The organism is Corynebacterium sp. HMSC05E07, from assembly GCF_001807225.1.
GTDB classification, from domain to species: Bacteria; Actinomycetota; Actinomycetes; order Mycobacteriales; family Mycobacteriaceae; genus Corynebacterium; species Corynebacterium singulare.
Map to the genome: position 1 here is coordinate 26470 of NZ_KV788254.1, position 22150 is coordinate 48619.

The 22150-nt window shown below is 60.7% G+C and carries 17 protein-coding genes; 8 read left to right on the top strand and 9 right to left on the bottom strand.

The features are described from left to right. Nucleotides 1–138 precede the first annotated feature (138 nt). Entirely contained in the window at nt 139–1197 is a 1059-nt protein-coding gene (locus HMPREF3149_RS09875; protein ID WP_042529559.1) for a Cj0069 family protein, read from the bottom strand. Between the two features lie 279 nt (nt 1198–1476). On the opposite strand from HMPREF3149_RS09875, the gene HMPREF3149_RS09880 reads away from it, so the two are divergent. The 4 genes from HMPREF3149_RS09880 (at nt 1477) to HMPREF3149_RS09895 (ending at nt 6577) form a co-directional block, all read left to right on the top strand. Further along, nucleotides 1477–2337 (top strand): sulfurtransferase, encoded by an 861-nt coding sequence (locus HMPREF3149_RS09880; protein WP_042529557.1) that lies wholly within the window; start codon nt 1477–1479, stop codon nt 2335–2337. A gap of 141 nt (nt 2338–2478) precedes the next feature. Continuing rightward, nucleotides 2479–4251: an ATP-binding protein gene (locus HMPREF3149_RS09885; protein ID WP_070537826.1), complete on the top strand. Its 1773-nt coding sequence runs from the start codon at nt 2479–2481 to the stop codon at nt 4249–4251. A 464-nt stretch (nt 4252–4715) separates the two neighbouring features. Continuing rightward, nucleotides 4716–5273 (top strand): GNAT family N-acetyltransferase, encoded by a 558-nt coding sequence (locus HMPREF3149_RS09890; RefSeq protein WP_070537828.1) that lies wholly within the window; start codon nt 4716–4718, stop codon nt 5271–5273. Between the two features lie 80 nt (nt 5274–5353). Next, nucleotides 5354–6577 (top strand): ATP-binding protein, encoded by a 1224-nt coding sequence (locus HMPREF3149_RS09895; protein WP_070537830.1) that lies wholly within the window; start codon nt 5354–5356, stop codon nt 6575–6577. A gap of 62 nt (nt 6578–6639) precedes the next feature. On the opposite strand, the gene HMPREF3149_RS09900 is transcribed toward HMPREF3149_RS09895, so the two are convergent. The 4 genes from HMPREF3149_RS09900 to HMPREF3149_RS09915 all read right to left on the bottom strand — a co-directional run bounded on the left by HMPREF3149_RS09900 (nt 6640) and on the right by HMPREF3149_RS09915 (nt 13891). Then, nucleotides 6640–10071, bottom strand: a complete 3432-nt coding sequence (locus tag HMPREF3149_RS09900) for a pyruvate carboxylase (RefSeq protein ID WP_070537832.1) — start codon at nt 10069–10071, stop codon at nt 6640–6642. 177 nt (nt 10072–10248) lie between these two features. Beyond that, nucleotides 10249–11397 carry a bifunctional 2-methylcitrate synthase/citrate synthase gene (locus HMPREF3149_RS09905; RefSeq protein ID WP_042529550.1) on the bottom strand — a complete coding sequence of 383 codons (1149 nt, stop codon included), beginning with the start codon at nt 11395–11397 and terminating at the stop codon, nt 10249–10251. A 49-nt stretch (nt 11398–11446) separates the two neighbouring features. Further along, nucleotides 11447–12379, bottom strand: coding sequence for a methylisocitrate lyase (gene prpB, locus HMPREF3149_RS09910; RefSeq protein ID WP_070537834.1), 933 nt, complete (start codon nt 12377–12379; stop codon nt 11447–11449). Next, complete coding sequence (locus HMPREF3149_RS09915) at nt 12380–13891, bottom strand: MmgE/PrpD family protein (RefSeq protein ID WP_070537880.1); 1512 nt, start codon at nt 13889–13891, stop codon at nt 12380–12382. Between the two features lie 169 nt (nt 13892–14060). Here HMPREF3149_RS09915 and HMPREF3149_RS09920 point away from each other — a divergent pair, with 169 nt between their 5' ends. After that, nucleotides 14061–15368 carry a short-chain fatty acyl-CoA regulator family protein gene (locus HMPREF3149_RS09920; RefSeq protein ID WP_070537836.1) on the top strand — a complete coding sequence of 436 codons (1308 nt, stop codon included), beginning with the start codon at nt 14061–14063 and terminating at the stop codon, nt 15366–15368. Nucleotides 15369–15415: 47 nt separating this feature from the next. Here HMPREF3149_RS09920 and HMPREF3149_RS09925 read toward each other — a convergent pair whose 3' ends face one another. The 3 genes from HMPREF3149_RS09925 to upp all read right to left on the bottom strand — a co-directional run bounded on the left by HMPREF3149_RS09925 (nt 15416) and on the right by upp (nt 18834). Next, a complete protein-coding gene (locus HMPREF3149_RS09925) occupies nt 15416–16840 on the bottom strand; it encodes an NAD(P)H-quinone dehydrogenase (RefSeq protein ID WP_070537838.1) in 1425 nt (474 codons plus the stop codon). Between the two features lie 58 nt (nt 16841–16898). Continuing rightward, nucleotides 16899–18080, bottom strand: a complete 1182-nt coding sequence (locus HMPREF3149_RS09930) for an amidohydrolase (RefSeq protein ID WP_070537882.1) — start codon at nt 18078–18080, stop codon at nt 16899–16901. 118 nt (nt 18081–18198) lie between these two features. Continuing rightward, nucleotides 18199–18834, bottom strand: coding sequence for a uracil phosphoribosyltransferase (gene upp, locus HMPREF3149_RS09935; protein WP_042529542.1), 636 nt, complete (start codon nt 18832–18834; stop codon nt 18199–18201). Between the two features lie 61 nt (nt 18835–18895). On the opposite strand from upp, the gene HMPREF3149_RS09940 reads away from it, so the two are divergent. From HMPREF3149_RS09940 to HMPREF3149_RS09950, 3 genes are read left to right on the top strand one after another with little or no spacing between them, the layout of a single operon-like run. Further along, nucleotides 18896–19180, top strand: coding sequence for a hypothetical protein (locus HMPREF3149_RS09940; protein WP_070537840.1), 285 nt, complete (start codon nt 18896–18898; stop codon nt 19178–19180). Then, a complete protein-coding gene (locus tag HMPREF3149_RS09945) occupies nt 19180–20055 on the top strand; it encodes a C40 family peptidase (RefSeq protein ID WP_070537842.1) in 876 nt (291 codons plus the stop codon). Before HMPREF3149_RS09940 ends, HMPREF3149_RS09945 begins: the two co-directional genes overlap by 1 nt. Nucleotides 20056–20066: 11 nt before the next feature. After that, nucleotides 20067–21305: a hypothetical protein gene (locus tag HMPREF3149_RS09950; protein WP_070537844.1), complete on the top strand. Its 1239-nt coding sequence runs from the start codon at nt 20067–20069 to the stop codon at nt 21303–21305. Here HMPREF3149_RS09950 and HMPREF3149_RS09955 read toward each other — a convergent pair. Beyond that, on the bottom strand, nt 21302–22144 hold the full coding sequence (locus tag HMPREF3149_RS09955) for an amidohydrolase family protein (RefSeq protein WP_210385441.1): 843 nt from the start codon (nt 22142–22144) through the stop codon (nt 21302–21304). The genes HMPREF3149_RS09950 and HMPREF3149_RS09955 overlap by 4 nt on opposite strands. Nucleotides 22145–22150 lie beyond the last annotated feature (6 nt).

The following is a 22150-nucleotide window of genomic DNA, read 5'->3' on the forward strand; positions in this document are numbered from 1 at the left end:
AATTTTTACTTCTTCGAACGTACCTGAGATCCGGCTCACTGTCAGCGGTTAGTGGGGCTCTTTGGGGATTGCGCCCCACACAACGAGGCCTCAAACGACAAAATCCCCCGCAAAAGCGAGGGATTCATGGAATAACGCTTAGGCGTGCTTGGCCTCCACGCGCTTGATAGCTTCAGCAGCCACCTTCTCCTGGATGCCCATGTCCAGCTCAGAGGTGAAGCCAACGCACGAGCAGTTGATCTCACCGAGGACGTAGGTATCTTCGCCATTCTCGCCATCAGCAAGCATGAAGTCTGCGGTCCAAATCAGCGGGATGTTGTCGCCGCCGAGCTTCTCGGCGATGACCGGACGGACCTCCGCGAACATGTCAACAAGCTCCTGCCATTCCTCCGGCTTCTGGTAGGTGTACTTCGCACCGGAGAACAGGGTGGCAGAGAAGGCGTCGCCGCCCTCAGCCGGCTTCTTGTGAACAACGAAGACCGGGTCCGGGCCAACGAGGAGGATACGGATCTCGCCCTCAACGATGCGCGGCATGAAGCGCATGTCCACGAGCATGCCGTTGTCACCAACGATGTACTGGTCACAGAAGTCCATGAACTCGCCGAGCTCGCGCTCCTCGGTGTGGTTGTCCACAGCTTCGGTGCACTTGAGCTTGGTATCGAGCGGCAGTGCGCTGCCCGGCTCTACAGACTCGGCCAGCTTCTCATCGGCCAAGCGCACACGCCAAATACCGGAGCCGGTGGATCCACGGTTCTGCTTGAGAACGCGCTCACCGTAGGACAGGGAGGTCGGGAAGGTGTTGTGGAAAGACTCAACGTCGTAGTACGCAGCGGTATCGGACGGCACCAGGTCGGTGTCATTGAGCTTCACCAAGGCATCCTTGGCGCCGTAGGCCATCATCTCGTGCGGGGTGGACATGCCAACCAGACCGGCCTCAGCGAGCTTGGTGAGCAGGTCGAAGTAGCCCTTCTCGCCACCCGGGATGTTGCCCGGATTCACACGAGAGATGTAGGCATCAAAGTTCTCGGAGACGTACTCGAAGAGCTTCTCAGACCACTCGGGGCGGTAGAAAACCACTTCTGCGTGCCAGCCAGCATCCTTAATGCTGTCGACGATGGGCATAGTGTCCTTGCGGTGGCCGTTGAACTGCTTGTCAGATCCGCCCTCGACCTCGAAGACGACGATTGCCTTGTGCACAGCGTTTCCCTTTCGTTGGGTATTTGTGGGTCACCCCCTAAAATAACCCAGCTTTGCCAACCGTGCTGAGCAAGCGCCCCCACCCCAAAAAGGCGTGCTCACCCGCTACGGAGCTACCCTGACCTGCACTCTTGTTATAACCAGTGGCTGTGTTTCAAAAAATACCGCCAGATAAATGTATCCAACACCACAAAAGTTTCTCTTGAGTGACCACGTATCAGCGAAGCGCGCTAAAGTTGAGGCGACCGTCCCCCTCTCAACGAGAAAGGCAGGTGGACCGTGGCCGAATTCGACCCGAATCCCCCTTTCCAAGAGTACGCGCACCCCGAGCGTCTCGTTTCCGCCCCGTGGCTGTCCGCGCGTCTGGGCGTCAATGGCCTACGCGTCGTCGAAGTAGATGAGGATTCCCTCCTCTACGACATTGGCCACATCCCGACTGCTATCCGCATTAATTTCCAGAAGGAGCTGCTCGATAGCACCACACGAGACCTCATTGATGAGGAAGCCTTCGCCGAGCTCCTTCGCTCCAAGGGCATTGAACGCGATGACACCGTGATTCTGTACGGCGACAAGTCCAATTGGTGGGCTGCGTTCGCCCTGTGGGTCTTCGAGCTGTATGGCCACCCAGATGTACGCCTTCTCGACGGCGGCCGCGATGCCTGGATGTCCGAGGAACGCGATACCTCCTTCATGGTCCCCGACCCGACCACCTCCTCCTACCCGGAGGTTAGCCGCGATGAATCAGCCCGCGTTTTCGTCGATGAGCTGCGCTCGTCCACCGCCTCGTTGGTGGATACCCGCAGCCCAGAGGAATTCTGCGGTGAGGCCACTCGCGAATCCGGCAACGGCGAGTCTCCCTACGGCACCACGATGACCTACGGTCACATCCCTAGCGCTGTCAATCTTGAGTGGGACCGCGCAGTCTACCCCAACGGCTGCTTCCGCACGCTCAGCGAGCTCAAAGTCAACTACGGTGAACTCGAGCCAGCGACCGAGACCATCCTTTATTCCCACGTTGGTGCCCAGGCAGCCCACACATGGTTCGTCCTCAAGTACCTGCTTGGCTTCAACAACCCGCGCGTCTACGACGGTTCGTGGGCCGAGTGGGGCAACATGGTGCGCATGCCGGTTGAGCGCTAGCAACACGCCGAAATGAGCCCGCATCCTTGCTGGTGCGGGTTTATTTTTTGACACGAAACCAAGATGTGAGGGTATCCTCATGTTTTTCTGTGCAAGAATAGTATGCAGTCCTATCAGAAATCATGGAGGAGGGTTCCTGCCGTGGCAGTTGAAACCAAGAACATCACCAAGGTCCTCGTGGCCAACCGCGGTGAGATTGCGGTCCGCGTCATCCGGGCGGCCCGCGACGCGGGCATTGCATCTGTAGCGGTCTACGCCGAGCCCGATGCCGACGCCCCATTCGTCACACTGGCCGATGAAGCCTTTGCGCTCGGCGGCCAGACCTCCGCGGAGTCTTACCTCGGCTTCACCAAGCTTCTCGACGCCGCCTCCAAGTCCGGTGCCGACGCTATCCACCCCGGCTACGGCTTCCTCTCCGAGAACGCCGAGTTCGCTCAAGCGGTCATCGATGCCGGACTCATCTGGATCGGCCCGTCCCCGCAATCCATTGCGGACCTCGGCGATAAGGTCACCGCGCGCCACATTGCCGAGCGTGCCGACGCCCCCATGGCGCCTGGCACTCCGGATCCAGTCAAGGATGCCGCCGAAGTCGAAGCCTTTGCCGACGAGCACGGCCTACCCATTGCCATCAAGGCCGCTTTTGGCGGCGGCGGCCGCGGCATGAAGGTGGCCCACACCCGCGAGGAAATTGCGGACCTGTACGAGTCCGCCACCCGCGAAGCCACCGCGGCTTTCGGCCGCGGCGAGTGCTTCGTCGAGCGCTACCTCGATAAGGCCCGCCACGTCGAGGCGCAGGTTTTGGCCGACCAGCACGGCAACGTCGTTGTCATGGGCACGCGAGATTGCTCCCTGCAGCGCCGTTTCCAGAAGCTCGTCGAGGAAGCCCCCGCTCCTTTCCTCACCGACGAGCAACGCGCCTCCATCCACGAATCTGCCAAGCGCATCTGCCGCGAGGCCGGTTACTACGGAGCCGGTACGGTGGAGTACCTCGTGGGCGCGGACGGACTCATCTCCTTCCTTGAGGTCAACACTCGCCTCCAGGTGGAGCATCCCGTCACCGAAGAGACCACCGGCTATGACTTGGTCCGTGAGCAGTTCCGCATCGCCGAGGGCCGCGAGCTCTCCATTTCCGAGGATCCAACCCCACGCGGCCATGCTTTCGAGTTCCGTATTAACGGCGAGGATGCAGCCGCGGGCTTCATCCCGGCTCCGGGCACTATCGTGAGCTACTCCGAGCCATCCGGTCCGGGCGTGCGCATGGATTCCGGCGTGCGTGAAGGCACCGTCGTGGGCGGCCAGTTCGATTCCATGCTGGCCAAGCTCATCGTCTGGGGCCCAGACCGCGCCACCGCCATCCAGCGCGCCCGGCGCGCGCTGTCGGAGTACCGTATCGAAGGCCTGCCCACGGTTATCCCCTTCCACCAAGCCATTCTCACTGATCCCGCTTTCGTTGCCGAGGACGGCAACTTCAAGGTCTACACCAAGTGGATCGAGGAAGAGTGGGTCAACGAGCTTCCCGAATACATCGACACCGCCGAAACCCCCGAGGACGAAGAACAAGAGGCAGCTCAGAAGTTCGTCGTCGAGGTGGGCGGCCGCCGCATCGAGGTGGCTCTGCCGGGCAACTTGCTGTTGGGCGGTGGCAACAAGCGCAAAAAGTCGAAGAAGCGTCGCGGAAAGGGGGCGTCGGCAAGCGTGTCCGGCGACACCGTAACCGCGCCGATGCAAGGCAGCGTCATCAAGGTCGCCGTCGAGGAAGGCCAAGAGGTCGAGGAAGGCGAGGTTGTTGTGGTCCTCGAAGCCATGAAGATGGAAAACCCCGTCAAGGCCCACAAGTCCGGCACCATCACCGACCTCAAGGTGTCCACCGGCGCGCAGATCAACAAGGGCGAGCCAATCCTGGATATCAAGTAGTTCGCTAATACTTCCCTGCCGGCAGAGGTCGGAACGAAACTGTGACAAACCTTGCCTCGATTAGCACTGTTAAGTACTCTGTGACGTGATACCCTGGTGGAGCTCTGCTCCGGGTTACTGACCCGCTGAGTACTACTTGCCGGGGTGCTGACTTGTCACTTTGGGGGATGCAGCAGTGGCGCATCAGGATAGCCAGTGGATTACGCAATGGCTCTCAACACCGCGTTGGGAGCCATTTCTTCGTGCTGCCAATCAAGACGACGAAGCTGCATTAGCTCACGACCTCGCAGGGAGGCCCTTCATGCTTTCCGCTCGATCTTGAAGGTCGAGGCGCTACTGAACCCGCCGCTTACACGCCATACCACCGCCACGAGTACCCTTCTCCGGACCATAGAGAATCCGCCAACTCCCCTCGAACCACTCAGCGAGTGACTAACTTCAGAGATCAAGTAGCCTCGTAAGGCATGAGCGTTAACGATTCTGAGTTCGGCGTGCGGTTGGCCAAGGAGCACGACCGCACTTACCTCTCCCGTCTCCTTTTCCTCGCCGATGTCCTCGGTGACGAGGACGCCCATATTGGGGATTTCCACACGCCTGATGTGGGGCTGTACATCGATGACTGGTCCCCGCACGTCGACGGCGGCGTCATCGCCGTCTCCAGCCACCGCGTCCCCGTCGGTGGTGCGTGGCTGCGCTATTACACCACTACAGACAAAGGGGCTGCCTACACCGGAAACCCCGAGGCAGATCCTTTCGATGAGTCCCAATGGGCCACCGACCTGGATCCGGAGGAGATCCCCGAGCTTTTCCTTGCGGTGGAATCACGGTACAGGGGCTTGGGCGCTGGGCGACGCCTCCTGCGCAATGCCTGCGACCTCGCCGAGGCGCAGGAAGCTCCAGCCGTATCGCTATGGATTGAGCCAGAAAACACCGGTGCCCGCACGCTGTATGAATCTGAAGGTTTCGTCGACATCTACGTCCCAGGCCGCCCCGATGCCCACGTGATGCTCAAGCGTTTCTAGAAGCACAAGTCCGCAAAGGGTGTCGACTATACTCGACACTTTCTCAAATTTTCCTAGAAGTGTCGACTATACTCGACACCATGGCTGACCTCATTCCCCGTCCAGACTATCTTGCGAAACTGCAGGCGATCGAGGATCGCGACCTAGTGCGTATAGTCACGGGTGTGCGTCGTTGCGGAAAGTCCGCATTGCTTTCCCTATATCGACAGGATCTCCTCAACTCGGGAGTGCCTGCTAAAGACATTCTCGTCATCAATTTTGAGGACGCACGTAATGATCGGCTTCGGGAGCCGCATGCCTTTCATGCTTTCGTCGAGGATGCCCTAGACCAAGGGCTTCGCTATCTCCATGTCGACGAAGTCCAAGAGCTCGAAGACTGGGCACGACTCATTAACTCGCTAAGGCTCAATGATGATCTCGAAATCACTCTCACTGGTTCGAATGCCTCTATGTTTGCTGGCGAATCCCTTACATATCTTGCCGGCCGCTACATAGAGCTTCGAATGCTCCCCTTGTCATTAAGCGAGTTCACTTCCTTCACCCATCGTGAAAAGTCATCGCCAACGATACCGACGGCCGAAGACTTTTCGGCGTGGATGCGAATCGGCGGGTTCCCTGCAAGTGTGCTGGCAAACGATGTCGGAGTTGCCTCAGATTTCAATCGTGCGCTTTTCGATTCAATTTTTACCCGAGACATCGCTCTTCGTGGCCAAATCCGTGATACATCAACGTTCCTGCGGCTTGCTCAATTCATCTTCGACAATCCTGGTTCAGAACTATCCACCCGCCGAATCCGCGGAGTTCTTCAAGCAGATGGATACGCTAGCTCCTCTGAAACCATCGATCGCTACCTCGAGTTGATGGAGGACGCCCACCTGCTATACCGCTGCCGCAGCCGTGATACTAAGGGAAAACAATGGCTGAGGAGCAACGGTAAGTACTACTTCGTAGATCCTGGATTACGTAATGCCGTACTTGGTTCCCGTGATTTCAACCTGGGCCACGACCTTGAGAATATGGTGTTTCTCGAGCTTCTTCGCCGAGGCTATGAGGTGTCCACTGGCTCAGTCCCAGATGGGGAAATAGATTTCATCGCAACTCGTGGTGATGACACTTTTTACGTGCAGGTAGCTTACGCTACCTCAGAACCTTCTACGCTGGAACGAGAATTAGCCCCTTTCGCGCATACCCCGGCTGGCTCACGCTGCATACTCATCACGCTAGACCGATTTCCACCGCCGACAGGCCACGTCCATTGGGTCGATGGACTTGCGTTCCTGGCTGGGCAAGACCTGGCCCCTTAAATACAGACAGCAAACCCTCCTGCTTGGATGTTCTATCTCAGCAGGAGGGTTCAGCGGTTTTTCTAGTTGATGACGGCGATGAGGTCGCCGCCCTCAACCTTGGTGGCGGCGCCAATGGCGACGCGCTCGATGGTGCCGTCCTTGGTGGCGGAGATGGAGGCTTCCATCTTCATGGCCTCGATGACGGCGATCTGGTCGCCGGCCTTGACCTCGTCGCCCGGCTTGGCAGTCGGGTTCACCACTCCGGCGAACGGTGCTGCCACGTGTCCCTCGTTGGATGGGTCGGCCTTCTCCACGGTGGCAACAGTGGACTCAACGTTGTTGTCACGCACCTTGAGCGGGCGGATCTGGCCGTTGACGTTGAGCACCACGTTGCGGATGCCCTTCTCGTCTGGCTCACCCAGTGCATCGAGACGCACTGTGATTGGAGTGAGATCCGCGCGGTCGTTGGAGCCCTCTGGGAAGTAGTGGACAATGTAGTCCTTACCCTCTTCCAGCCCGTAGAAGAAGATAGTATCCGTAAGCGCCTCGGTGTTGCCGTACGTGCGGCGGAACTCGTTAAACTCCTCAAACTGCTTCGGGAAGAGCAGGCGATTCAGGCTGGCACGGCGCTCAGTAGAATCATCCGAAATCAGGTGTGCCTTCTCTTCTTCCGGAACCGGCTTGACGGTGACATCACCCGGCGAGCGGCCTTCAAGGACCTTGTCACGCAGAGGCGGCCAACCACCTGGAGGCGTACCGAGCTCACCGCGCAGGAAGGCGATCACGGAATCTGGGATGTCGTACTTGGTGGGGTTGGCCTCAAAGTCCGCTGGGTCAACGCCAGCGCCCACGAGGTGCAGGGCGAGGTCACCGACCACCTTGGAGGACGGGGTCACCTTGGTCGGGCGGCCGAGCATCTCATTCACTGCAGCGTAGGTGTCCTCGATGATTTCGAAGCGATCCTCCAAGCCCAGCGCGGTAGCCTGCGCACGCAGGTTGGACAGCTGGCCGCCCGGAATCTCGTGGCGGTAGACACGGCCGGTCGGTCCAGGAATGCCCTTCTCGAACGGGTGGTAGAGCTGACGCACGGCCTCCCAGTAAGGCTCAAGGTCAGAGACGGCCTTGAGGGAAATACCGGTATCACGCGTGGAGTTAGAGAACGCCGCGATGATGGCAGACAGGGACGGCTGCGAGGTCGTACCTGCCAGCGGTGCGGAGGCACCATCGACGATGTCCGCGCCGGACAGAGCCGCGGCGTAGTAGGTCGCCAGCTGGCCACCCGCGGTGTCGTGCGTGTGCACGTGAACCGGCAGGTCAAATTCCTTGCGCAGAGCCATGACCAGCTTGGATGCGGACTCTGGGCGCAGCAGACCCGCCATGTCCTTGATGGCCAAGACGTGGGCGCCGGTGTTGACGATCTCTTCCGCCAGCTTGAGGTAGTAATCCAGCGTGTAGAGCTTCTCATCTGGGGAGCACATGTCGCCAGAGTAGGCCATGGCAACCTCGGCCACGGTGGTGTTGGTCTCCAGGACAGCGTCGATAGCCGGGCGCATCTGGGTGACGTCGTTCAGCGCGTCAAAGATACGGAAGACATCGACTCCGGACTTGGCTGCTTCCTGGACGAAGCCAGTGCAGACATCGTTGGAGTATGGCGAGTAGCCCACGGTGTTGCGGCCGCGCAGCAGCATCTGGATGTTCTGGTTCGGCATGGCCTCACGCAGCAAGTCGAGGCGCACCCACGGATCCTCCTTGAGGAAGCGCATGGCGACGTCGTACGTTGCTCCGCCCCACGCCTCCACCGAGTACAGTTCCGGGGTCATGCGGGCTACGGCCTCAGCGGCCGTAACCAGCGCGGTACCGCGCACACGGGTAGCCAGCAGGGACTGGTGGGCATCACGGAAGGTGGTATCGGTAACCGCCAGGGCGTCCTGCTTGCGGATCTTTTCAGCCCACTTCTTCGGGCCGAGCTCCAGCAACTCATCGCGGGAACCGCGCGGCAGCTCAGAGTTAAAGTCCAGATCCGGCAGCTTATCGAAGGGGCGCAAGGTGGTCGGGCGCTCACCATTTGGCTTGTTCACGGTCACGTCCGCGATGTAGTCAATGACGCGGCCGGATTCATCAACAGCCGGCGGGGCCTTCAACAGGTCCTCGTGTTCCGCGATGAAGCTCGTGTCAACGCGAGTGTTGACAAAGTCTGGCTCGCGTAGCAGAGCACGCAGGAAGCCAATGTTGGTAGCCACGCCCGCCACAGTGAACTCGTTGAGCGCGCGCTGGGCACGAGCCACCGACTGCTCGAAGGTGGCACCACGGCAGGTCATCTTGACCAACAGGGAGTCGAAGTTCGGCGAAATCTCGGCACCTACTGCGGTTGCACCGTCAAGGCGCACGCCCGCGCCACCCGGCGAACGGTACTGGGTCAGCGTGCCGGTATCCGGGCGGAAACCGTTGGAAGGATCCTCAGTCGTGATACGGCATTGCAGCGCCGCACCATTGATGTGAATCTCCTCCTGCTTGAGGCCCAACTCCTCTAAGGAGAATCCCGCCGCAATCTGCATCTGGGACTTCACGATGTCCACGCCCGTGATCTCCTCGGTCACGGTGTGCTCCACCTGCACGCGCGGGTTCATTTCGATGAAGACGTGGTTGCCCTTCTCATCCACGAGGAACTCAACAGTACCGGCGCCTTCGTAGTTGATGTGCTCACAGAACTTCACGGCGTCCGCACAGATGCGGTCACGCAGCTCCGGATCCAACGTCGGCGCCGGAGCTATCTCCACAACCTTTTGGTGGCGACGCTGTACGGAGCAGTCACGCTCATAGAGGTGCATGACGTTGCCCTGCGAGTCACCCAGAATCTGCACCTCGATGTGCTGCGGACGGATGACTGCGGTCTCAAGGTAAACGTGACCGTCACCGAAGGCAGCCTCCGCTTCACGGGAAGCCTCCGCACACTTAGTCTTGAGCTCTGCCTCATTCTCAATGAAGCGCATACCGCGGCCGCCGCCACCAGCAACTGCCTTTACGAAGATGGGGTAGTTAAAGTCCTTCGCGTACTCTGCTAGCTCCTCAACATCCGTTGACGGCTTCGAGTCCTTCAATGTGGGCAGCCCAGCTTCCTCGGCGGCGGTCACTGCTGCGGACTTATCACCGGTCAGGTCGAGGGTTTCCGGGGTTGGGCCGATGAACTTGATGCCATTATCGCGGCAGGCGCGGGCCAAGTCAGCACGCTCCGACAGGAAGCCATAGCCTGGGTAAATTGCATCCGCACCGGACTTCTTAGCGGCACGAATAACCTCATCAATGTCGAGGTATGCCTTGACCGGCTGCCCCTCGGTACCGATGCGCACTGCCTCATTGGCGAACGCACGGTGGAAGGAGTTGCGATCCTCTTTGGGATAAATGGCGACCGTCTTGGCACCAACCTCAAAAGCGGCACGGAAGGCACGCACGGCAATTTCACCGCGATTGGCCACCAAGACCTTAGAAAAGGATTTGTGGGCGGTATCAGACACTGGGAGTAATCCTTTCAGATAAGCACGATACAGATCTCAGGGTAGTGCCCTTCGGTCTCACGCGGGTGAAAATCGACAGATAGGTCAACAGAAATTCAGATCCTGTGAATATCCTGGTCAGTGAAATGCGAAAAGACCAGCGCACAGGATTAGCACGCTGGCCTTATTCTCACTTCGCTAGATTTCCTTCGGCGGAACGGAGCGCTGCTCCTTGCCGTTGTAGGCAGACAGCGGGCGAATGAGGGAGTTGTTCTCGTTCTGCTCCACGATGTGTGCGGTCCAGCCGGTGATGCGGGCCATCACGAAGATCGGGGTGAAGAACTCGATGTCAAAGCCCAGGATGTGGTAGGCGGGGCCAGCCGGGAAATCCAGGTTCGGCTGGATCTTGATGGAGGTGTTCTCGTACATGGTCTTGGCCATGACCTCGTACATCTCCACCCACTGCTCTTGGCCGTGGTCCTTGGCCAGCTCGCGGAAGGCAGCCTCCATGGTCGGAACACGGGAGTCACCGTTCTTGTACACGCGGTGACCAAAGCCCATGACGAGCTCCTTGTTCTTGAGCTTGTTCAGCGTCCACTCCTCAACCTTGGCCGGGTCACCGACCTCGAGGAAGTTCTTCATCACGGCCTCATTCGCACCACCGTGCAGCGGGCCCTTAAGCGCACCGATAGCAGCGGTGACAGCCGAGTAGGTGTCCGACATTGTCGAGGTCACCACGCGGCCAGCGAAGGTGGACGCGTTGAAGGAGTGCTCAGCGTAGAGGATGAGGGACTTGTCAAAGGCCTCGATGTCGGAGCGGGACGTAGCCGGGGAGCCTTCTTCATCACCGAAGACCATCCACAGGAAGTTCTCCGCAAAGCCCTTCTTACGGGAGGGCTCAATGTAGCCCTCGCCGCGACGACGGCGGATATCAAGCGCCACGATGGTCGGCAGCTTCGCCATGAGCTCCAGCGCGGTGCGGCGGATGTGCTCGGAGTCCTTGGTGTACTCCTCCGGATCCTGGGAGCCGATGAAGGAGACTGCGGTGCGCAGAACGTCCATCGGGTGGCAGGACTTCGGCATGGAGGTAATGAGGTCGATGAGGTGGCGGTCCAAGTGGCGTAGTGCCTTCTCACGGGCGGAGAAGCGCACGAGCTCACCCTGGCTCGGCAGCTCACCGTTCCACAGCAGGTAGGCAACCTCCTCGAAGGAGCAGTAGCGGGCCAGCTCCTGGACCGGGTAGCCGCGGTAGGTCAGGGAGTTGGTCTCCGGGACGACCTTGGAAATGGCGGTCTCATCAACGACAACGCCGTACAGGCCCTTGCGAATCTCTGGGGTCTCAGACATGGTATTTCTCCTTATGTGGGGGCCTAGCGTGTCGGCTAGGCCGGGGGTATTAGTCAAAAGTGGGCTTGTAGCTGTCCTTGGAGTACGTGAACACGCTCTGGTCGAAGGCGTTGTACTCGTCGTAGCGCACCAGCTCGTAGAGGCGGGAGCGGTGCTGCATGCGCTCGAGCCACTCCTCGGATTGCAGGCCGGTTTCCTGCATGTCGCGCAGGAATTCTTCGGTAGCACCCATAGCCACGCGCAGGGTGGACACCGGCCAGATGACGGCGTTGTAGCCCAAGTCTTCAATGCGCTTAGCCGACAGCAGCTCGGTCTTGCCGAACTCCGTCATGTTGGCCAGCAGTGGGGTATCCACAGCAGCGCGGAACTTTTCGAAGTCCTCGGGCGAGTACAGGGCCTCGGTGAAGATGAGGTCTGCGCCGGCATCGGCGTAGGCCTTGGCGCGCTCGATAGCGTCATCAATGCCGTGAATGCCCGCGGCATCAGTGCGGGCACAGATGATGAAGTTCTCATCGCGGCGCTCGTTGACGGCGGCGGTGATGCGGCGAACCATGAGATCCGTCGGCACCACTTCCTTGCCATCAAGGTGGCCACAGCGCTTCGGGTTGACTTGGTCTTCGAGGTGGCAGCCGGCCAGGCCGGCGTCCTCCAGCGCGGCGACGGTACGGGCGGCGGACATGGGTTCGCCGAAGCCGGTGTCGGCGTCGACAAGCACCGGCAAATCCGTGGCCCGGGCAATGTGCCCAGAGCGCTGCGCTACCTCGGTCAACGTGGTCAGCCCAATGTCCGGCAGGCCCAAGTCATTGGCCAGCACCGCGCCAGAGACGTAGACGCCGCCGAAGCCACCGAGATCCTGGATAAGACGCGCGGTGAGCGGATTAAACGCGCCCGGCAGCGTGGTGATTTCTGGTGCGTTCAGCGATTCGTGGAAGTTCTTGCGCTTGTCCGCATTGCTGATAGTGGAACCAAACAGGCCAGCCATTTAGAACAGTCCCTTCGGGGTCTCCGGCGCTGCAGAGAGCGCCTCATCGGTGAGGCGAACATTGAGCTCGCTAAGGTCGGTGAGGTTCTCCAAGTCCTGCACAGCCTTGAGGAAACGCTCCTGCTCCTCTTCCGACACCTTGCCGGCAGCAAGCTTCTTGAACTTGTTGATGTACTCCTCGCGGCCGAAGGGACGAGCACCCAGCGGGTGGGCGTCAGCAACTGCGCGCTCATCCTCCACCACGGTGCCATCCTTAAAGGTGATGACGGCCTTGCCGCCGAAAGCCTTCTCCTCCAGGTTGTTGGAGTGGTAGCGGCGGGTCCACTCCGGATCCTCGACGGTGGAAATCTTGTGCCACAGGTCGATGGTGTCCTGGCGGTGCTTGCGCTCGTCGGAGTAAGAGGTCTCGTAATCCCACTCACCGTCCTGGAGGGCCACGGCAAAGATGTACATGATGGAGTGGTCCAGCGTCTCACGGGAGGCGTTCGGATCCATCTTCTGCGGGTCGTTAGCACCGGTGCCGATGACGTAGTGGGTGTGGTGCGAGGTGTGCAGGACGATGGATTCGATGTCCTCAGTCTTGAGTCCCTTCTCCTCCAGAGTCTTCTTGAGTGCGAAGGCCATATCAATCGGGGCCTGCGCCTGGTACTCGGCGGAGTGCTCCTTGGTGTAGGTATCCAAAATGGCGCGCTTTTCCTCACCCTCCGCCGGAAGCGGAACGGTGTAGGTGCGTTCTGGGGAGTGCAGCATCCAGGCGATGAAGCCGTCCTCACCTTCCCAGATCGGGGCCGGTGCACCCTCGCCGCGCATGGAGCGGTCCACTGCTTCGATGGCCATCTTGCCGGCAAACGCTGGGGCGTAGGCCTTCCAGGAGGAAATGAGGCCCTTGCGGGACTGGCGCGTGGCGGTCGTGGTGTGCAGCGCCTGGCCGATGGCCTGGTAGATGGTGTCCACGTCAAGGTTCAGCATGGTGCCGATACCCGCTGCGACGGACGGGCCAAGGTGTGCCACGTGGTCAATCTTCCACTCGTGAAGACAGATGCCCTTGACCAGGTTGACCTGGATTTCGTAGCCGGTGGCGATGCCGCGGATAAGGTCCTTGCCGGTCAGGCCCTTCTGCTGAGCCACGGCGAGAATCGGCGGGATGTTATCACCCGGGTGTGAGTAGTCGGCAGCAAGGAAGGTGTCGTGGTAGTCCAGCTCACGCACCGCGGTGCCGTTGGCCAGCGCAGCCCACTCCGCGGAGTAGGTACCGTCAACACCGAAGATGGTGGCGCCGCTTTCCGACGCCTCATGGGCCTGCGCAATCACTCGCGCCGAGGTCACGGGACGGCGCGTAGCTGAGGCCACAGCAACACTGGCGTTGTCAATGATGCGGTTAATGATCATCTCGGTGGTCTCGGCCGGAACCTCGACCGAGTCGGTGGCTACCTTGGCAATCTTGTGGGCGAGGTGTTCTTCGATGGGGAAATTCTCAGCGGACTTGTGGGTCCGTACTTCGTGGTTAATCAACGTGTTCTCCTCCTGGGCGACTACTTCGAGTGCGATAGTCATCACATTAATTCGCCTTACGTGCGGCCCGCCACATGTGTAAACTGCGTATATCTGTTGCAGGTATTTGCATTACTTGCAAAACTTGCGGAAAGGCGAGTTCAGAGCGGGTTTCGGAAGGACTAGGAGCATGACGAAGCACTACGCGGGGGCGAGAATCCACGCGCTACGCAAGGAACGCGGGCTCACTCAAGCGGCCATGGCCAAGCAACTTGGCCTGTCCACGAGCTATCTCAACCAGCTGGAGAACGACCAGCGCCCACTCACCGTCACTGTCCTCATGCAGCTCACCCAGCGCTTCGACGTGGACCCGACCTATTTCGCCGGCGACCGTGACCTCCGCGCCCTTGCCGAGCTGCGCCAGCTTTTCCCCGAGGCCTCCGAAGCCACCCTCACCGATCTCAGCGGCCGCTTCCCTGAACTTCTGCCCCGGCTGGTTGCCGCTGCCGCCCACACCCCCGCCGAAACCGGCCCCTTCGAGTCCGTGCGCGATTTCTTCTACGATGCCCACAACTACGTCCACAGCCTCGACGTTGCCGCTGAAGAACTCTCGGAGCGCCTTGGTGACCGCGTCCTGCGCCGGGGGCGCCTCGCCTCACTCCTCCAAGAGGACTTCGGGGTCACCACGCGTTTTTCCTCGCCCTCCCCGCGACGTCGCACCTTCCACAACCGCGAGCTCCACCTTCGGGCCGGCCTTTCCGAGGCCCAACTCGTCTTTGAGATGGCGCTCCAGTACTGTCTGCTGGCATACCCAGAGCACTGCGCCGAACTCGTCGCTGAGCTCCCCACTTCCGAAGCACGCACCATCGGCACTCTCGGCCTTGCCCAGTACTTCGCTGCCGCCGTCACCATGCCCTATACGCAGTTCCTTGCCACCGCGGAGGAGACACGCTATGACATTGACGTCATCGCCAACGCCTTTGGCACGGGTTTCGAAACCACGGCGCAGCGCTTATCGACGTTACAGCGCCCCGGCCACCGCGGTGTTCCCTTCTCTTTCATCCGGACCGACCGTGCCGGCAACATTTCTAAGCGCCAGTCCTCCACCGCCTTCCACTTTGCGCGCAGTGGCGGTTCCTGCCCCCTGTGGGTCGTGCACCGAGCCTTCGAAACCCCCAACCGCATCACGCGCCAAGTGGCTTCGATGCCAGACGACCACACCTACCTGTGGATCGCGCGTTTCGTCCAAGGCCAGGCTCAGGCATGGGGCACTCCGCGCAAGGAATTCGTCGTGGGCATTGGCTGCGATATCTCTCAGGCCGACCGCGTCGTCTACGCCGACGCCCTGAACCACTCCCCGTCTGAAGCCACCCCCATCGGCCCCGGCTGCGCTGCCTGCCCACGTCCTGCGTGCCCTCAGCGCGCCTTCCCGCAGGCCGGCAGACCCGTCAGCCTCGACCTCAATACCTCGCCAGAGTCGGCCTACGCCACCGGCTAGAGAGAAGCACCACGGGACACTCGAAGACCTAGTGAAGGTGTGGCGCGCTACTCCAAGTCGTCGTGGGCAACGAGGCGGCGGGCCGCTTCCGTGATGGTGCCGGACAGGGACGGGTAGACCGCGAAGGAGTCCGCCAATTGGTTCACCGTGAGCTGGTTGGTGACTGCTACGGCGATGGGCAGGATGAGCTCAGAAGCGGTGGGGGCGACGACAACGCCACCAATGACGCGGCCGGACGTAGCGCGGCAGAAAAGCTTGACAAAGCCGTGCTGCAGGGAGCGCATCTTGGCGCGCGGGTTGGTGCTCAGCGGCATCATGATGGTGCGGGCAGCAACCTCGCCAGCCTCGATCTCTGCCTGGGTAAAGCCCACGGCAGCAATCTCCGGGCGGGTAAACACGGCGGTGGCAACGGTCTTCAGACGCAGCGGAGACACGCCTTCACCCAGCGAGTGGTACATAGCGATACGGCCTTGCATCGCGGCAACGGAGGCCAGCGGGAACAAGTCGGAGCAGTCACCGGCGGCATAGATGCCGGCGACGTTGGTGCGGGATACGCGGTCAACCTCGATGTGGCCGGACTTGGTGGTGGCCACGCCGACGTGCTCAAGCCCCAGGTCCTTGGTGTTCGGGATGGAACCGATGGACATGATGACGTGAGAGCCGTGAATCTCACGGCCATCCTGGGTCTTGACCACCACATTGCCGTCCTCAGTTCGGGAGACGGTCTCCACACGGCAGTTCTTCTCCAGTTCAACGCCGCGCTCAGCCAGGACGGTCTCGAGAACGTCCGCAGCATCGGCGTCATCATGCGGCAGGATGCGGTCACGGGAGGCCACCATGGTCACGCGCACGCCCATCTCGGCGAAAGCAGAGACGAACTCGGCACCCGTGACACCAGAACCGACCACGATGAGGTGCTCCGGTTCCTCCTGCAGGTCGTAGACCTGCTGCCACGTGAGGATGCGCTCACCATCAGGCTGCGCACCCGGAAGGATACGCGGAGTGGCACCGGTAGCGACAAGAACGAGATCCGCATCGAGGGTCTCAGTGGTTCCATCGTTGTGTTTCACATCGATGCGGTGAGCAGCACCTTTAACGCCATGCTGGTCCTCAGAGAAAGCTGCACGGCCGTCGATCACCTTGACGCCGATCTTCTCTAGGCCCACGCGAACGTCCTGCGACTGGTTGCCAGCCAGTGCCTGCACACGGCCGTTAAGCGCCTGCAGGTTAAGCTGAAGCGAGCTGAGCTGGTTGTTCAGGCCCATGTCATCGGCACGGCGGAAGTCAGTGCGGAGATTAGCGCCGGCAATAAAGGACTTCGAAGGAACGCAGTCCAAAAGAACGGAGGAGCCACCGGGGCCCTGCTCCTCAACCAACGTAATGTGCGCGCCATACTTAGCGCCGGCGGTCGCAGCCTCGTAGCCTGCGGGGCCACCGCCGATGATTACGATGCGGGGGGCTTCCTGTGACACTGTCGCTCCTTCTATAAAATTTCTGGGAAATCCGTGTCACAGTGTAATGGTTGGGGGCCTAATCCTCCACGTTGGCAAACTGCTCAGCCACGGAACCGAAGAGTTTCACACCGACACCAATAGCGCGCTCATCCGGAGCCAAATCTCCCATGTGGAGATCATGCTGCTCACCTTCACCTGACCAACAACCAAGACGGGCCATGGAACCCGGAACCTTTTCCAGGTACCACGAGAAATCCTCGCCGCCCGACGACTGCGGGGCTTGGACGACAGCCTGGGGATCAATGGCCTGGGCGGCGCTAGCAAGGAGGGCGGTGGAGACGTCGTCGTTAAGCACAGGCGGAACCCCGCGATGATAGACCAACTCATGCTCAACCCCTAGCGGCGCAAGGACTTGCTCCACAAGCTCCGCGAAGAGGGTCTGCATTTCACGCCAAATTCCAATATCCGCCGTGCGCATGGTGCCGGATACCGAGCCCGTCTCCGGGATCGCGTTCGGGGCATAGCCGGAATTGACCTGGCCGAACACAAGGACTGTGCCAGTACGAGGGTCAACACGGCGCGAGAGCAGCCCCGGCAGATCCGTGAGAAGCTTACCCAGCGCATAAACCACATCCGCCGACAAGTGTGGGCGCGACGTGTGCCCACCCGGACCAGTGACATTGATTTCTACAACGTCAGTCGCGGACGTAATGGCACCTGCACGCACGCCAATACGGCCGACGCGCAGTTTCGGCTCCACGTGGACGGCAAAGATGGAGTTCACGCCCTCGAGGGCTCCCCACTCAATGACATCGGTGGCACCGCCCACCCATACTTCCTCGGCAGGTTGGAAAATCACGCGAATTCCACAATCGAGGTCGTGCTCACGGTGGAAATCAGCCAACGCACACGCGGTGGCCAACGCGATGGTCGTGTGGATATCGTGCCCGCACGCATGCATGACACCAGGTACCTCAGAGGTGTATTCGAGACCAGTAACTTCAGTGACGGGAAGCGCATCAATGTCAGCACGGAATGCGAGGCGACCAAGCTCCGTGTCAGGCCCGATGTCCACCATGAGGCCCGTTTCGGGAAAAAGTTGCGGCTCAAGGCCGTATTCGCGGAGGGTACGGGCAAGGAAACGAGTAGTTTCCACCTCGTTGTTGGAAGTCTCCGGGTGGCGGTGAATATGACGGCGCCACGCGATGACCTCCGCGCGGTGGTTTGTGAACCACTCACTCACGTATTCCGAGATCACTGCGTCCTCCTCCATGTTTTTCTATGGGGAAGAGTCTACAACTAGACCATGCGGTTCAGTTAGTCGGGCAGGTCAGCTGCCAGATATACTGAGCGGTCTGGAGTTGCCCGGCTCGCTCCTAGAGGTCGATATTGCGCGGGCCATACAGGCGGTCACCGGCATCACCCAACCCCGGAACGATGTACGCGTCATCGTTGAGCGAGGGGTCAATAGCCGCAGTGACAAGGCGTACCGGCAAACCGGAGTTGGCCAGTGCATCAACGCCTGGCTGCGCGGAAACCATGCAGATCGCCGTGATGTCTGTGGCACCGCGGTCCGCCAGCAACTTGAGAGAGTGCAGGAGCGAGCCACCAGTGGCCAGCATGGGGTCCACTACGAAGACGCTTCGGCCGCTGAGATCCTGCGGCAGAGCCTCTAGGTACGGGACCGGCTGGTGCGTGGTTTCATCACGGGCCATACCAATGAAGCCCACTTGGGCATCCGGAATCATAGACAGGGCCGGGTCAACCATGCCCAGGCCAGCGCGGATAATGGGCACAATGATGGGTGGATCCTGCAGGCGGGTGCCGTCTGCAGTGGAGACAGGAGTAGCACAGTCGAAGTGCTCGACGGGCAGGTCTCGGGCCGCCTCGTAGACGAGCATGGCGCCGAGGTCGCGCAGGGCGGCGCGGAATGCTGCGTTGTCGCTGCGGGCATCACGCATGAGCGTGAGGCGGGACGTGGCGAGAGGGTGGTCTACAACGTGGATATCCATGCCCACCACTGTATAAGAGTTGGGAGGGAACCGATCGGCGGGTTCGGCAGTCTAATAGGACATGACTGACTTCACGACCTTTTCCATTGACACAGAACATGCGCGCCGCTTGGCGCACGAGCTTGTCGACGCCTCCCAGGCCTCCCCCACTCCCCCTCCGGAACTGCCGAACGACCCTGCCTTGGAGGGCTTTACCAGTGCTCTAGCGGCCGCCGTGGAGAACCTCTCCGCACGGCTTACCCAGGTCAGGGCCGATGCAGTGGCGGTCGCGGAGTCTAGCTTCCTTATGGCCCGTGAAGCCGAGGACGCCGACCAGGCCCTCGCGAGCGCGTGCGGGGGTCTGTGATGTTGGAGTCAGCGATCGCGCAGATTGCGCGCCTGCAGCCCGCGCAGCTTCCCGACGTGAGCTTGCCTACTGTGCCAGATCTCACTGCAGCGGGCCCACTGGCTGAGATTGCACACGGCGATCCTAGTGCGCTTTTCGCTGTCGCCCGCCAGGCCAGTGAGGACATTTCCACCGTGCACTCAACGCTAGGTTCAGCGCGGAACTTGATTTCAGCAACCATCCGGGATCTCGTGGGGTTGGGTTTCGAGTTAGTGCAGCGAGGCATTCCACTCGCTCTCGGGTTGCTCATTCCGAATCCGGCAGCACAAGCCGCAGCACGTTCTGCCTTGCATGCCCTAGCGATGGAGTACGTGAGCAAAGCCATGCTGCGTGTGAAGCGTCTCGCTGGCGAGTTGCTTCGAGCTGCTGCACCACTCGTGCCTATTGGTCAACGTGCGGTTCGCCCTTCAGTGCGCGGGCGGCATGATCATGATGCCGGTGAGGTGAGCGTGGCCCGTCACGCGCTGCGCGCACCTGCTGCTGAGGGTGGTTCTGAGCAGGGGCAGGCCGCAGCACAGGCAGCATTATCCCAGGTGGGAACGCCCTATGGTTGGGGAGGAACCGGTAACGGCAGCTTTGACTGCTCTGGCCTTACACAGTGGGCGTGGCGTCAGGCTGGGGTAGAGCTTCCCCGCACTGCCGAGAGCCAAGCGGTGGGCAGGCAGGTGAGTGCTGAGGACCTTCAGCCCGGCGATCTTGTGGTGTGGGATGGGCATGTGGCCATGTATTCCGGCGATGGCCAGATCGTGGAAGCAGGCAGTCCTGTTCAAACCGGCCCACTGCGCACGAACAATATGGGGATGGCTTTCAAAGGCTTCTGGAGGCCCACAGGGTAGACTGTTTCCCCATGAACACCCGCGCTATTGTCCCCGTCCAGCTCTCCCTGTCTGAGGGCGATTTTTACACCCTGTGGGCGCCGAAGTGGCGTCAGAACGGTTCCGAGTGGCAAGCCTTTCTTGGCGATGATGACTCCGTCCTCCTCTTCCACACCGAAGCCGAAATGCTCTGCTTCCTCGAGTCCGGCAAGAAGCATGACTTGCTCGACCACCCGAAGTGGGATGTGTTTAACTCCCAGCCGGCAGACCGCGTCGTGCCGGAGAAGAAGCACGTGTACGACCTCGTAGCAGTGCCGAAGTACCTGGCTGGCCGCCCGAGCCACGAGAACGTGTCCTCGGTAGCACGCAACCTGGAAATTGCTCGCGCACTGGCGGAGGTTTCCGCCGCAGAGCACACCGTGATCTTCTTCGCTTCCCACTCCATCCTGCGCAATCCGGCCCGCGGCGCAGACCATTACGCCGGCGAACAGGGCATGAGCGAGTGGTCCGGTGTCGGCAGCGTTATTCACGCAAACTGGCGTGGCGTTATTGAGGACCTTGACAAGGTGGTCAAGGTCGTTCCGTCAGCAGACTTTAGCCAGGATGCAACGACGGATGCCGCCACCCGCATTTCCGCGGCGACGGAGGCGGCGGCCGAGGCCCGCAAGAAGGCCGAAGAAGAACGCAAGGCTGCTGCAGCTGCTGCCGATCCGTACGACAGCTCCCCGTGGGCTGCCGCTGGTATTGACCCGGTCAAGATCACCGCTAATCAAAAGTCGGTCTACACGCTGCGTACCTACCTCGATGGCAAGCCTGTGTTCTTGGGCAAGTGGGGCGAGATCTTTACCTTCCCCACCTCCAAGGTGCTCGTTCGCTGGATCATGGAAAACGATGACCACGACCTAGCCAAGGTTTCCACGTGGGAAGAGGTGGTTGCCGCCGCCAACGCTGGCGAGTTGGAGGTCACCGTTCACCCGGATAACCAGTACACCTTCAACGGCATCATCCGTGACATCGAGAAGGGCCCGGAGGCCGTAGACACCGACCAGATGAGCCGCTGCTACGAAATCTGCGCCGATGCCGCCGACTGGTCCGGCGATGATTCCATCAACTCCTACATGCTGCAGAACCCGCGCTTCCAGGATTACCTGGGCTACATGCTGGGTTCCACCGAGCACGCAGGTTACGTTCCCTCCAAGCCGTACACCGAGCACGCAGAGTCCTGGAAAGGCTTGGAGGAGATGCTCACAAAGCGCTTCTCGCGCTTCTAGTCAGTCTCCTCGTCACTCTCCGCGTCTTCAGCAAACTCCGGATCCGCGAGCTTCTCATAGGCCGGCAGGATTTCCTGCTCGATGAGGCGCTGGCGGTCCTCCTCGCTGGCGAAGGAGTTTTCAACGGCCTTGATCGTCAGGTCAAAGAACTCTTCGAGGCCGTAGCCGAAGGTTTCGCTGAGCGCGAGGAATACGTCGCTGAGCTTGTCGCCCGCCACAGTGCAGGTAAAACCAAGCTGCTGAAGCAGCGGCAAGGGGTGGTCCGGAAGCTCCTCGGCAGGGAGCTCCTCAAGCGGGGCAAACGTCAGAGCGATGTGGCGATCACGTACCCACGCCGAAGCCTTACCTGGGCGCACACCGTCGAGGTCGGCGCTGAAATCGTCCACAAGGTCCGTCGCATGGACGAGGCGGGTAGCGCCCGCTTTCACAGCGTCCACGGCATCCTCGTACGAAGTCGCGTCGAATTCCCAAGGGATGAACTCTTCCCGAAGGGCAGCAGCCTTCGTGAGATCGGTGAGAACAACACCGGCAGCCTTATCGGAGGCATCGCCGTCAACAACAAGACGCGCATCGATTCCCGGCACTGCGAGGCCATCCGAAGCAGCAGCAATCGCACCGGCAGCCGTGAAGGGGAAGGCCTCGGTGATGAGGCGGAGCTCGGCGTAGACCACGTGGTCGTCGGCAAGCGCCTGCACAACAGAGCGGGTCGCCTCGCGCAGCTCCTCCGGGGATGAGGCATCCGTTGGCAGCGGTGCGAGCAGCGTGACCTTGGGCAGGCTGGCGAAAATCTCAGCGCCGGAGTCTTTGTTTTCGGGGCTAATTAAAGGTGCGTCATGCATGGGACT

Bases quoted from the DNA above. Each gene is read 5' to 3' on its own strand.
- HMPREF3149_RS09890 (WP_070537828.1), top strand. From the start codon at position 4,716: ATGAGCGTTAACGATTCTGAGTTCGGCGTGCGGTTGGCCAAGGAGCAC.
- HMPREF3149_RS09895 (WP_070537830.1), top strand. From the start codon at position 5,354: ATGGCTGACCTCATTCCCCGTCCAGACTATCTTGCGAAACTGCAGGCG.
- HMPREF3149_RS09905 (WP_042529550.1), bottom strand. From the start codon at position 11,397: ATGTCTGAGACCCCAGAGATTCGCAAGGGCCTGTACGGCGTTGTCGTT.
- prpB (WP_070537834.1), bottom strand. From the start codon at position 12,379: ATGGCTGGCCTGTTTGGTTCCACTATCAGCAATGCGGACAAGCGCAAG.
- HMPREF3149_RS09920 (WP_070537836.1), top strand. From the start codon at position 14,061: ATGACGAAGCACTACGCGGGGGCGAGAATCCACGCGCTACGCAAGGAA.
- upp (WP_042529542.1), bottom strand. From the start codon at position 18,834: ATGGATATCCACGTTGTAGACCACCCTCTCGCCACGTCCCGCCTCACG.
- HMPREF3149_RS09940 (WP_070537840.1), top strand. From the start codon at position 18,896: ATGACTGACTTCACGACCTTTTCCATTGACACAGAACATGCGCGCCGC.
- HMPREF3149_RS09945 (WP_070537842.1), top strand. From the start codon at position 19,180: ATGTTGGAGTCAGCGATCGCGCAGATTGCGCGCCTGCAGCCCGCGCAG.
- HMPREF3149_RS09950 (WP_070537844.1), top strand. From the start codon at position 20,067: ATGAACACCCGCGCTATTGTCCCCGTCCAGCTCTCCCTGTCTGAGGGC.
- HMPREF3149_RS09955 (WP_210385441.1), bottom strand. From the start codon at position 22,144: ATGCATGACGCACCTTTAATTAGCCCCGAAAACAAAGACTCCGGCGCT.